This is a genomic window from Segatella buccae ATCC 33574 (assembly GCF_000184945.1).
Classification (GTDB): Bacteria; Bacteroidota; Bacteroidia; order Bacteroidales; family Bacteroidaceae; genus Prevotella; species Prevotella buccae.
On record NZ_GL586311.1, the window covers coordinates 1,075,222 to 1,087,403 of the forward strand.

Below are 12,182 nucleotides of genomic sequence, written 5' to 3' on the forward strand. Positions count from 1 at the left end.
ATAAGGTGAGGGCTGTGCCGGCCCTCACCTTTTTTCATTTCAAGACACATGGAGAAAAAGATCGTTACATTCGGAGAAATCATGCTGAGGCTGTCCAAGCCCGGCTACCGCCGCATCTCACAGGGAAAAACCTTTGAGGGCAACTACGGCGGTAGTGAAGCCAACGTGGCCGTGTCGCTGGCCTGTCTGGGCGACGAGGTGGAATTTGTTTCGCGCATTCCGCAAAACGATGCGGGCGATGCCGCGCTCATGCACCTTCGCGAGTTCGGCCTTGGCGTGTCCCATGTGGTGCGTGGCGGCGACCGCCTGGGCACCTACTATTTTGAGGAAGCCGCCGCCATGCGCAACTCCCATGTGGTCTACGACCGCAAACTCTCCTCCTTCTACAGTCTCCGACGGGGCATGATCCGCTGGGAGGAGGTGCTCGCCGATGCCGGTCTCTTTCACTGTTCGGGCATCACCTGCGCCATCAGCCGCGATGCGATGAACACCACTTTCGATGCCGTGAAGTTGGCCGACAGCCTCGGACTCACTATCTCCTGCGACATCAACTACCGCAAAAACCTCTGGGGCTTCGGTCTGGAAGCCCACGATGTGCTCTTCCAACTCATGCAGCACAGCGACATCATCTTCGGCGACCAGAACGAGTGGGAAATAGCCGGTGGCGTGCCCCATATCCCTTTTGAAGCCTCCGATGTCGACTATCGGCTCAACCGACTCGCATACGAAGACTATTTTACCCGGATGCACAAGCTTTTTCCGCGCTGCAAGAAGATGCTGATGGCTCTGCGCAATCAGTTGGCCTCCAGCCACCACACGCTCACCGGCGTGCTCTATGATGCCGAGGAGGGGCGGCTCTACACAACCCGCATCTACGACATTGCACCCATTGTCGACCCGATGGGGGTCGGCGACGCTTTCGTGGCAGCCTATCTTCACGCCCTTGGCCGTTGGCCCGGTGACAACCGGCGTTGTCTCGACTTCGGTCTCTCGGCCAGTGCCCTCAAGAACACCGTGCCCGGCGACCAGAATCTGGTCTCCGAGGAAGAAATCATTGCCAATATCGTTTCCACCGGCGGGCGCATCGAGCGCTGACCGTCAGAATCTGTCCCATCCTATGCCGGTCATCGAAATAACTTCCCTGTCACATCCGGGAGTAGAGATTTTCAGCACGCTCACCGAAGCGCAACTGCGCCATCAGGTGGATGCGGAGCGCGGCCTGTTCATTGCCGAGAGCCCCAAAGTGATTCAGGTGGCCCTCGACAAAGGCTGTGAACCCTTGGCATTGCTCTGCGAGCACAAACACATTGCAGGCGACGCGGCAGCCATTATCGCGCGTTGCGGCGATCTGCCCGTCTACACGGGGCCGCGTCCGGTGCTGGCCGCACTCACGGGTTATACACTCACCCGGGGCGTACTCTGTGCCATGCGCCGCCCTCTCTTGCCCGATGTGAAAGAGGTGTGTCGCGGAGCCCGTCGCGTGGTGGTCATCCACGGGGTGGTAGACACCACCAACATCGGAGCCATTTTCCGTTCGGCGGCGGCCCTCGGCATTGATGCCGTGCTGCTCACTCGCGACTCCTGCGACCCGCTCAACCGCCGGGCTGTGCGCGTGTCGATGGGGTCGGTGTTTCTTGTGCCTTGGACTTGGCTCGATGATTCCATCGCCTCCCTTTCCCGTTTGGGATTCCGCACGGCGGCCATGGCCCTCACCGACCGCTCGGTTCCGCTCGACGATCCGGCCCTGGCCGCCGAACCGCGTCTGGCCATCGTCATGGGCACCGAGGGCGACGGGCTGCCTCGCGAAACCATTGAGCAGGCCGACTATGTGGTGCGCATTCCCATGGCCCACGGCGTAGACTCGCTCAACGTGGCGGCAGCGTCGGCCGTAGCCTTCTGGCAGCTGAGAGTGGACGGATGTAAAGAGGTAAAAGAGTAAAAAGGTAAAGGGGTTGTGTCCTGCCGGGCACGCTATTTTTCTGATAGATAGTAGGTCGGCGAATGGTGCGAATGAGGCGAATCCGTATTAACGGATTCGGGGCAGAATCTCCTTGTTGATATGTAAAACAAATTCATTCGTTATTTGTATTCGACTCCAAAAAGTTGTATCTTTGCATTGGCAAGGGAAGCGTGAGAGCGTTTCCCTTTTTTAATTTTCCAATTCTCTAACAGCCCACAACCCCCTAAATGGGGCTTTTCTGGCCGGAATGGGCTTACAAAACGGGCTCTTTTAGCTTTTCATTCGGGCCGAACGAGCTTCTGCCTGTGGCCCTTTTGTAAAGTCGGTCGGGCCGAGTGGGGAAATCGATGGGGCGGATGAGTCGAAAAGGAGGGATATAACCGGCATGACAAACGGGCGCGGAAAAATGGCGTGTAAGGCTTTTTCTAAATCTTTAATAGTTCCTGCTATATAGAGTCTTTCCCTTGTTCAGACCCCCATCCCCCTAACTTAGGGGGCATTAAACACTCGTCGACCATCTCGCCGGGCCGATAGGCCGGAATCTCGTGGAACTCACCGTCGACGAAGATAAGCGAACCGTTGCTTCCGAGCGTGATGATCTTGTCTTTGGTGATGTGTCCGATGCAACAAATGTCGTTCATGTTGAATATTGTAAAATCAGGCAAAGATACCACTAACCGCGCTAATGGCCAAATCTTCGTGGGCTTATTTCAAGACAGCAAGAGGTATGCGAAATTGTAATTTATATAAAATACTGTAAAAAAATAGGTGACTATCGAACAGGCTATGCTATTTTTGTCTATCTTTGCAACATGTGACGGTCGGGACAGTAAGAGAGTTTTCCACGCCCATAGAACAAAAGAAGTATTATTTAAAAGTTAAAACATTATGATTTCCAATTCATTACAAGACGCACTGAACAAACAAATCGTTAGTGAGATTTATTCGGCAAATCTCTATCTTTCCATGTCTTTCTATTTCGAGAAAGAAGGCTTCGACGGCTTTTCCACGTGGATGAAGAAGCAGTCGGCCGAAGAGATGGATCATGCCTATCAGATGGCCAACTATCTCATCAAGCGCGGCGGAGAGGCCGTGGTGGGCCAGATTCCGGCCGTGAAGCAAACTTGGACGGCTCCACTCGATGCCTTTGAGGATGCCTACAAGCACGAGTGCCACATCAGCAGCCTCATCGACAAATTGCTCGACGAGGCCATCACCGAGGGCGACAAGGCCACCCAAGATTTCCTTTGGCAGTTTGTCCGCGAGCAGGTGGAGGAAGAGGCTACGGCCAGCGGCATCGTAGACCGCCTGAAGCGCATGGGCGACAGCGCCATCTTCAACCTCGACGAGCAGTATGGTCGCAGGGCCTAAGCCCGGTGAGGGATTTCTACCAAGAGCCCGTCGCAGACTTTTAGGGCCTTTGTGAGACGGCTTGGTAGGCTGAAAACGAAAAACGGGAGACCGCCGCAAAGGCGGTCTCCCGTTTCTGTTGGTTATGGGGGTGATGTTCTTTGTCCTCTCGGGAAGCGGCCTTTTGTGCTCTGATGCACTCATGGCATGGGCAGCAACCCCTCCCACCGCACGTCCCAGCCGTCGGGAAAACCGGGATTTCGGCCTTTGGCCCCATCCCATCCCGCAGCCATCATGGCTATGGCCGTGAGCAGTCCGCCGTTGCCCGGCAGGTAGATTCGGAGACGGTTGTCCTGATAGTTGTGTCCGTTGGCGAGGTAGGTGTTCTTCTGCCGGTTCATGAGCAGGGCATCGACGGCTTGTTCTTTCAGTCCGAGACGGGCGGCACACATGGCTGTCATGGGGTAGTCCCAGCCCCAGGTCTTCTGCCAGTTCCAGTTGTCCGCTATCCATCGGAAGGTCTTGTGCATCTTGGCCTTATCCACCAGTCGGCTGGCAGGCAACATGCCCAAGGCGCCGAGTGGCATGGGGTGGTCGCTGGCAAACCGGTCGATGCCTTTCGGATTGTCCGTTTGTTCGGCTCTTCCCGTGGGCAACGGTGCTGTCTCGGCCGTGAGGTAAACACCGTCTTGGTCGGCCAAAGGCGACAGGCGGGCGATGATGTCGTCCCACAATGGCTGTCTCTGCCGTCTCTGCCGCTCGCGCCATCGCTGTGCCGTGGTCAGCCCCCACTGCCAGTAGTTGAGTTCGAAAGGCGGATTCACCACCGAGTCGGCGTTGAGCGTCTCTTGGGCAGGAATACAGCCCCGCAGGATGTAGCGGCTGTGGCGGTTGTCGGGTTCGGCAAAGTCGGCCATGAAGTCGGCCGTCTCCTCCACCAGTCGGCCATATTTCTCCACCACCTGCTCCTTCTCTTCTGCTGTCGGTGCTGCCCGATAGAGCAGTTCGGCCAAATAGATAAGGTGGGGCTGCTGCCAGATGAGATAGGAGCCGACGTTGGAAGGAGCTTCGGTGGCCGACGGGTCGGTCATTTTCATCCATCTCACTCCCTTGAATCCCTGTCTGCGGGCTATCTCCCGAGCCATCGGCTCGGCCGTGGTATACCACGACAGGCAGCGGTCGAGCAGTTCGGGGTGTCCCCAGAGGGCAAACGGCGCGAGGTGCCACCACGTCATTTCCAAGTGGAACTTGCCAAACCACGAGTTGTAGGTGAGTCCCGATTCCTGTGGGGGCGTGTTGCCCCCGTCGTTCACGGCCAACAGATATTGGCTGAGCACCACACGCCGTTCCAATTCACGGGCCCTTGAGTCGGGCACGCGTGAGAAGTCTACGATGCCCCCTTTGCTCCAGAATTGGTTCCAGTGGGCGGCTGCCTGTTGCTCCAAGGTCGTGAACGAGGTCGTTGCAGGCAGCAGTTTCCAGTGTCCTTGGCTTTTCGTAGGTGCCGGTTCCGTCTTGGGTTTCTCGGGCAGAAACTCCCATGCCAGCGTGAAGTCATTCTTCGGGGTGGTCAGACAGAGTTCGTTGAAATGCGGAATGGCCAACTTCACCCTGCCCGTCCAGGTGAACCGCACATAGTAGGTTGTGGTGTCAATGCTCACGGCAAGTGTCAGATTTCCCAACTCGTGGTTGGCTATCTCCATTCTGATGTTCGTCCCCGATGCCCAGTTGCATCCGTCGTCGGTATGCGCCCCCGTGGGGTAGGGCACCCGGAAGCGGAGCGTGCATCCCCCTTGGGCCTTGATGTTGGTCACAAACTTGTCGCGATGGGGCAGGCAGAATGTCTTTACGTCGTATGCTTTTCCCTCATGGGTGAAGTGGCTTTTAATCTCCCCGTTCCATAAATCCAATAGTTGTTTGATGTTCTTGACCTCTTTCGGACTGTCGAACGAGAATCCCATACAGCCCAGATGCAGGCGGTGGGGATTGGCACGGAAATAGTCGGAAGCCTCCTTCTGCCGGCCCGGTTGTCGGAACTGTACGGCATAAAGTTCATCCCCCCGGCCCCGATGGAAGTTGTGGTCGGCGAGCGTTTCTTCCGGTCGGTAGCCTTCCGTGTTGGGAAAAGCGTGCCAGCCCCAGTCGCTCATGGTGCCGAGCGGTGTTCCGTTGCGGTAGTGCTCGGGGAAAGTCTGGAGTCCGGTGGCATCCACCGTGAGGGCTATGTGCCCGTTGCCCACGGTGAGTGCGGCCATCGTGTCGACCATTTGCACAAGAGGATTGTTGCGGCCTACGACAAGCCGGCGGTCGATACCGCTTTTCCCCGCTTTGGGGGAGGCGGCGGAAAGGGTTGCTGCCAGCAAAATGGCGGCAGTGATGAGCAGGTTTCGTTTCATGGTTCGTTTGAAATGCATTTTATGAGATTTTGTGACAAAGATAATAAAAAATATGTATCTTTGTACCCAAATTGTGAATGAAAGATGAGTAAGAAACAAATTCTGCTAATCAACGATATGGCAGGCTACGGCAAGGTGGCCACGGCGGCGATGCTGCCGATACTTTCCTATTTTGGCCATCCCACCTACAATCTGCCCACAGCATTGGTTTCCAACACGCTCGATTATGGGAAGTTCAACATACTCGAGACCACCGACTATATCAAAGGGGTGTTTCCCGTATGGAAACAGCTTGGCTTCTCGTTCGATGCCATTGCCACCGGCTTCATCGCCTCCGAGCGTCAGGCTGCCATCATCTCCCGCTACTGCCGTGAACAGGCAGCAAAGGGAGCCACCATCTTTGTGGATCCCATCATGGGAGATGAGGGCAAACTCTACAACGGTGTCACTCCGGCCACCATCAATTCCATGCGCGAGATGCTCGGCGTGGCTCATCTGTGCTATCCCAACTACACCGAAGCCTGCTATCTCACGGGCCGGAGCTATTCGCCCGATGGCGTTTCACGGGCCGAAGCCGAAAGCCTGCTCAACCATCTGTGTAAAATCGGGTCGCGCTCGGCACTTGTCACGAGCATTCCCGTGGACGGGCAACCGTCGGTGGCGGGCTACAATCACGAGAGCGACACCTATTTCCTGCTGCCCTACGACGAGATTCCGGTACACTTCCCCGGTACGGGCGACATCTTTTCGGCTGTGCTTGTGGGCCATCTGCTTGATGACGAACCGCTCATGGAGAGCACCCGCAAGGCGATGGATGCCGTCTATCGCTTGATAGACCTCAACAAGGACAACGAAGACAAGAACGTCGGCATACCGCTCGAACGCTATCTGAACATCATCTGACCCTCTGGCTCTGCGCACGGAGAGAGCGGTTCCGGCGTGGCAGAGCGAAGGCTGACATCGAACAAACCAACTGACAATGTATTGGGATTCCCTTTTTAACATACATTCGGCCGTGCAGGCCATCGTGGTGCTGTCGCTGATATGTGCACTGGGGCTGGCCTTGGGCAAACTCCATGTCAAAGGCATTTCGCTCGGTATTGCCTTTGTCTTCTTCATCGGCATTGTAGCCGGGCACTGCGGCCTGACCATCGACCGCGACATGCTCCTTTTTGCCGAGAGTTTCGGACTCACGGTGTTTGTCTACACGCTGGGCCTCTATGTGGGCCCCAACTTCTTCGGATCGCTGCGCCACGAGGGCATAGAACTCAATCTTTGGGGTCTCGGAGTGATTCTCTTGGGCACGGCAATGACCGTCGTTTTAGGTCTTCTTACCTCCGTAGGCCTTTCCGACATGGTGGGCATCCTCTGTGGAGCCACCACCAACACGCCTGCCCTCGGTGCAGCCCAACAGGCTCTTGAGCATCTCGGTCTTCCGAGTGGCAGTGTGGCCTTGGCTTGTGCCGTCACCTACCCGTTGGGTGTGGTGGGTGTCATTCTGGCTATGATGCTCATGCGGCGGTTTTTTGTCAAGCCTGCCGACCTCATGGTGCGTGGCAACGGGGCCGAAGACCACACCTACGTGGGACAGTTTCGGGTGGTCAATCCGGCTCTCGACGGTAAGACCATAGCCGCCATCTCGATGATGACCCACCGCAAGTTCATCATGTCGCGCGTGTGGCGCGACGGCAATGTTATTGTCCCGGAAGCCGATACTGTCATGAACACGGGCGATAATGTGCTCGTGGTGTGCAACAAGGAGGAGGTGGATGCCATGGAACTGCTGTTCGGCGAGAAAGTGGAAAAAGACTGGAACCGCGACCAGGTGGACTGGAATGCCATCGACTCGAAGGTGGAGAGCCGTGTCATTGTGCTCACCAAGCCTGTGCTCAATGGCAAATATCTCGGACAACTTCAGTTGCGCAACACCTATGGAGTGAACGTGAGCCGGGTGATTCGCGGCGACATCAAACTCTTGGCTACCGACGATTTGCGCCTGCAATATGGCGACCGGCTGACCGTAGTGGGCGAACCCAACGATGTGGAACATGTGGAAAACTTCCTCGGTAATGCCGTGCGCACGCTCAACGAGCCCAACCTCGGAGCCATCTTCTTCGGTATGCTGCTCGGTTTGGCCATCGGCACCATTCCCATCGATATTCCCGGCATGACCATTCCCGTGAGACTGGGCATTGCCGGCGGTCCCATCGTGATGGGTATTGTGGTGGGAGCATTGGGCCCACGCGTACATTTCATATCCTATATGACCCGCAGTGCCGGTCTCATGTTGCGCAAACTCGGTCTTTCGCTCTATTTGGCTTGCTTGGGACTCGATGCCGGCGGCCAGTTCTTCGAGACCATCTTCCGTCCTGAAGGGCTTCTGTGGGTAGGGTTGGGCTTCCTGCTCACGTTCCTGCCGATACTCTTTGTAGGTATCATAGCACTGAAAACCAAGAAGTTTGACTATGGCACCATTTGTGGCATCCTTTGTGGAAGCATGGCCAACCCTATGGCCTTGGGTTATGCCAACGACACCTTGGAGGGCGAAACAGCCAGCATCAGCTATGCCACGGTCTATCCTTTGGGTATGTTCATCCGTGTGGTCATCGCCCAAGTGCTGGTCATGTTCCTTGCCTGATGGTTGGAGGAGGATTTTCGGCACATTGTTTCCTTGTTTCCCTTACGGGACTGTGGGTATTTGACAGGACGGAAATGGATATATGTATCGGTCGCACACTGACGGAAAATCGGTGAAAGCTATCTCTGCAAACTACCGGATGGTGGTGAATAATATCAACAAAAACGCATCCGACAAAATCCTCCAACCAGAACGGGAGGGAAGCTTCTGATTACCCGAAAAGCGCATCGATTTTTCCATTCCGGCTCTCCGGACTTGCAAAAGGGCCACACTTGAAAGCCGAAAGGGCCGTAGTTGCATCGCAACTAATCAACGAAAATGAAGAAATATCGAAGTTGGTGTAAACTGACTGATAATGAGCAGGAAACGAAATAATTTGCATAGAAGTGCTCTTTTCAAAAAGAGTTATAATATGCAGATTTAGGCAGAAGTTCAGTTACCAGAGCGTTACCCGATTTTGCCATAGGTAACGATGGAGTAATATTCGGTAACTGAATTATTTTTACTCGTGTGGCTGTTGCTGCGGTCGGCAGTTTTCTGCATAAGAGAGAAACGCTTTGAAATTGGTAATTTTGCCACAAAACATCAAAGCGTATGAAAACAGAAAAAATGAAGGTGTTGCTCTACCTCAAAAAGAGCGGTCTGGACAAGTCGGGCAAGGCTCCGATTATGGGACGGATAACCATTGGGCGTTCCATCGCACAGTTCAGTTGCAAGCTCTCCTGCAATCCTGACTTGTGGAATCCCCGTGAGAGCAGAATGGACGGAAAAAGTCGTGAGGCGGTGGAAGTGAATGGCAGGTTGGAGAATTTGCTGCTGTCCATTCAGTCAGCCTATCAGTCTTTGCTTGCAAGAGGTTGCCCATTTGACGCAACCGATGTGAAGAAACAGTTTCAAGGAAGTGTGCAGACACGGTGCATGCTCATCGAAAGACTTGATATGCTCATAAAGGAGAAAGAAAGTCATGTCGGTGTAGACATCAGAAAAGAGTCAATGGCAAACTATCACTCCACGAGAATCCACTTGCAGGAGTTCATCCAAAAGAAGTATAAGGTTTCTGACTTAGCCCTCTCACAACTGACAGAGAACTTCATCCATGAGTTTCAGCAGTACTTCTTAGGGGAGTGTGGATTTCAGGAAAGCTCATTCTACAATGTCGCCACCCATTTGAAGACGGTATGCAGGCTGGCTTACCGTGAGGGATTGGCAGACATCCTGCTTTTCGACAAAGTCAAAATCAGCAAGGGTAACAAGAAACTCCCCAAAGCACTTGACAGAGGGGCATTTGAGAAGTTAAAGACTCTCCACTTGGAGGACTTGGAGGAGGAAATGGAAACGGCAAGGGATATTTTCCTCTTTGCCTGTTATACGGGTGCTGCATATTGTGATTTGATGGAACTGGACAAGTCCCATCTTGTGCGTGATGACGAGGGTAGCCTTTGGCTGAAGTTCAACCGCCAAAAAACAGGTGTGCCTTGTCGTGTCAAACTGCTGCCTGAAGCCATATGGCTGATGGAGAAGCTCCACAGCGATGAAAGGGAAACATTGCTCCCTTTCATGGGATATGCCACTTACCAATCTTATTTGAAAGCCCTGCGGCTTCGTGCTGGCATCTCGTTTCCTTTTACCACACATACAGCAAGGCACACATTTGCCACGCTCATCACGCTTGAACAGGGTGTGCCTATTGAAACGGTAAGCAAGATGCTGGGGCATTCCAACGTGAGCATGACCGAGCGTTATGCAAAGGTAACACCGCGGAAACTCTTTGAGGAATTTGACCGTTTCCTTTCTTTCACTGAAGATATGCAGTTGGCTATCTGACCATTTCTTTCATTCAACATTGTTTTATCGTTAAATAAAACATGAACAATTCAATCAAGACCATTATGAGAAGTACATTCAAGATACTGTTCTATATTAACAGACAGAAAACAAAGGCAGACTGCAATACCGCCATTCTCTGCCGTATCACCATCGACGGAAAGAACACAGCCATTACCACAGGCGAAGAGTGCCATCCTGTCGAGTGGAACACCAAGCAGGGTTTGACAACCAACAAGAAGACAAACCAAAGAATCAAAGAATTCAGGGATTTGGTGGAAAAGACCTATCGGGACATTCTTGTAAAGGATGGAGTGGTAAGTGTGGAGCTTATCAAGAACCGCTTACAGGGTATTGCCACCAATCCGACCACGCTCCTTGCCATGAGCTGGGCGGAACTCCAAACAGTCAAGGAAAGTGTTGGCAGATCAAGGGCAGAGGGAACTTACCTGAATTTGTTTTATTCTGACAGAAATCTCCGTGAATTTGTAGAAAACAAAGGAGTACAAGACATATCCATCGGAACAATTACAGAGGACTTGTTCGAGGAATACCGTTTCTTTCTCAAAAAGCGTGGACTGAAAGCATCCACCATCAACAGCAACCTCTGCTGGCTGAGCCGACTGATGTTCCGTGCGGTCAGCAAGAGGATTATCCGCTGCAATCCGTTTGAGAATACCAAGTATGAGAAAGAGGAAAAGAAGATACGCTTTCTGCAAAAGAGCGATGTGATGAAACTTATGGCAATGAAGATGAACGACAAGGAAGCGGAGCTGGCAAGACTGATGTTTGTCTTTTCATGCTTCACAGGCTTGGCTATCTCAGACATGGAGAATTTAGAAAACAAGCATATCCAAACGACAGCGGACGAACAGATGTATATAAGAAAGGAACGTCAGAAGACCAAGGTTGAGTTCATCGTGCCGTTACATCCCATAGCGGAAGCCATCATCAGTCATTGCCAGAAAGAGCAGGAAAGAAGTGAAGAATATCTGCTGGTGAAAGAAAAAGGGGATCACCTTGTCTTTCACCGTGATTGCAGCCGCAGTGTCATGGATGCCAAACTGAGTATTGTGGGAAAGGCTTGCGGTATCTGCCAAAGACTTTCCTTCCACATGGCAAGACATACATTCGGCACGATGAGCCTAAGCGCAGGTATTCCCATTGAGAGCATAGCCAAGATGATGGGGCATGCCTCCATATCAAGCACTCAAGTTTATGCGCAGGTGACGGACAAAAAGATATCAGAGGATATGGACAGACTCATCGCCAAACATCAGGAAAAGAACAAAGAGGATGATAAGGTAACGGTAAAGGAAACTATTACCATAGGTACAATGGCTATTGCCAACACAGGCAGAAACAAAAGCATGGAGGAAACGGCATGAATACGGAAGATGGAATAAAGACCAAGGCTGCAATCCGTCTGGACACGGGGCGCAGCTACTTCGAGTGGGGAAATGGTATGCAGGTTATCCGCAGGGGAAAAGGCGAAGTAGCCATGACCGAGGGCGAGCTTGCAAGGTTCTTCGGAGTTACATGGAGAAAAGTCAATGGCAGACTTCGGACGATAACCGAAGAATCCGTCCTGCATCCAGAAGAAAGGGACGCAGACGAAAGGAAAATAGTCACGGATAAGGAGGTAAGGGGCTACGCACCGCTCTACCCATTACCTACAATTATCGCCCTTTCCTTCTTGCTTGACAGCGTAGAAGCCCACCTGTTCAGAAAGCATGTGTGCAGTGAGTTGATGCATCCAAGGAGTTCTGTCATTCCTATCATCATATATGACAGGGGTGTCAATAGCTGAATATGTACCAATCCTTTTTCTTTCACTGTTATCTTACTACATTACTACAAAACAAGGTAACACAGTGAAAGAGAAGGTATTACGTTGTAGTTGGTAGATGACTATATGTGCAACTACGGTATGACTACATACTACCAATCCATGAACGGAAAGGATATGTTTTTTAGCCGTGGAATGCGGTCAGAGGGGATTGTGAACTTTCGG

9 protein-coding genes and 1 pseudogene are annotated in these 12,182 nt (G+C 52.9%); 8 read left to right on the top strand and 2 right to left on the bottom strand.

What is annotated here, in order from left to right; all coding sequences use genetic code 11:
* Positions 1 to 48 precede the first annotated feature (48 nt).
* Positions 49 to 1,095 carry a sugar kinase gene (locus HMPREF6485_RS04045; protein WP_004344857.1) on the top strand — a complete coding sequence of 349 codons (1,047 nt, stop codon included), beginning with the start codon at positions 49 to 51 and terminating at the stop codon, positions 1,093 to 1,095.
* Positions 1,096 to 1,117: 22 nt separating this feature from the next.
* Positions 1,118 to 1,939, top strand: a complete 822-nt coding sequence (locus HMPREF6485_RS04050) for a TrmH family RNA methyltransferase (RefSeq protein ID WP_004344858.1) — start codon at positions 1,118 to 1,120, stop codon at positions 1,937 to 1,939.
* Positions 1,940 to 2,469: 530 nt separating this feature from the next.
* On the opposite strand, the pseudogene HMPREF6485_RS14335 reads toward HMPREF6485_RS04050, so the two are convergent.
* Positions 2,470 to 2,568, bottom strand: a pseudogene (locus tag HMPREF6485_RS14335) (ribokinase); the annotation flags it as partial.
* Positions 2,569 to 2,848: 280 nt separating this feature from the next.
* On the opposite strand from HMPREF6485_RS14335, the gene HMPREF6485_RS04060 reads away from it, so the two are divergent.
* Entirely contained in the window at positions 2,849 to 3,331 is a 483-nt protein-coding gene (locus HMPREF6485_RS04060; RefSeq protein WP_004344860.1) for a ferritin, read from the top strand.
* 179 nt (positions 3,332 to 3,510) lie between these two features.
* Here HMPREF6485_RS04060 and HMPREF6485_RS04065 read toward each other — a convergent pair whose 3' ends face one another.
* On the bottom strand, positions 3,511 to 5,706 hold the full coding sequence (locus tag HMPREF6485_RS04065) for a hypothetical protein (RefSeq protein ID WP_044126249.1): 2,196 nt from the start codon (positions 5,704 to 5,706) through the stop codon (positions 3,511 to 3,513).
* Positions 5,707 to 5,790: 84 nt separating this feature from the next.
* Between HMPREF6485_RS04065 and HMPREF6485_RS04070 the strand changes: the two genes are divergently transcribed.
* The 5 genes from HMPREF6485_RS04070 to HMPREF6485_RS04090 all read left to right on the top strand — a co-directional run bounded on the left by HMPREF6485_RS04070 (position 5,791) and on the right by HMPREF6485_RS04090 (position 11,978).
* Positions 5,791 to 6,609 (top strand): pyridoxamine kinase, encoded by an 819-nt coding sequence (locus HMPREF6485_RS04070; RefSeq protein WP_004343678.1) that lies wholly within the window; start codon positions 5,791 to 5,793, stop codon positions 6,607 to 6,609.
* Between the two features lie 76 nt (positions 6,610 to 6,685).
* Entirely contained in the window at positions 6,686 to 8,344 is a 1,659-nt protein-coding gene (locus tag HMPREF6485_RS04075) for a putative transporter (protein ID WP_004344862.1), read from the top strand.
* A 594-nt stretch (positions 8,345 to 8,938) separates the two neighbouring features.
* Positions 8,939 to 10,168: a site-specific integrase gene (locus HMPREF6485_RS04080; protein WP_004344866.1), complete on the top strand. Its 1,230-nt coding sequence runs from the start codon at positions 8,939 to 8,941 to the stop codon at positions 10,166 to 10,168.
* A gap of 65 nt (positions 10,169 to 10,233) precedes the next feature.
* The gene (locus tag HMPREF6485_RS04085; protein WP_198144638.1) at positions 10,234 to 11,556 is read left to right on the top strand and encodes a site-specific integrase; all 1,323 of its coding nucleotides are present in this window, start codon (positions 10,234 to 10,236) and stop codon (positions 11,554 to 11,556) included.
* On the top strand, positions 11,553 to 11,978 hold the full coding sequence (locus tag HMPREF6485_RS04090; RefSeq protein ID WP_004344869.1) for a hypothetical protein: 426 nt from the start codon (positions 11,553 to 11,555) through the stop codon (positions 11,976 to 11,978). The genes HMPREF6485_RS04085 and HMPREF6485_RS04090 overlap by 4 nt, the downstream gene beginning before the upstream one ends.
* Positions 11,979 to 12,182: the final 204 nt, after the last annotated feature.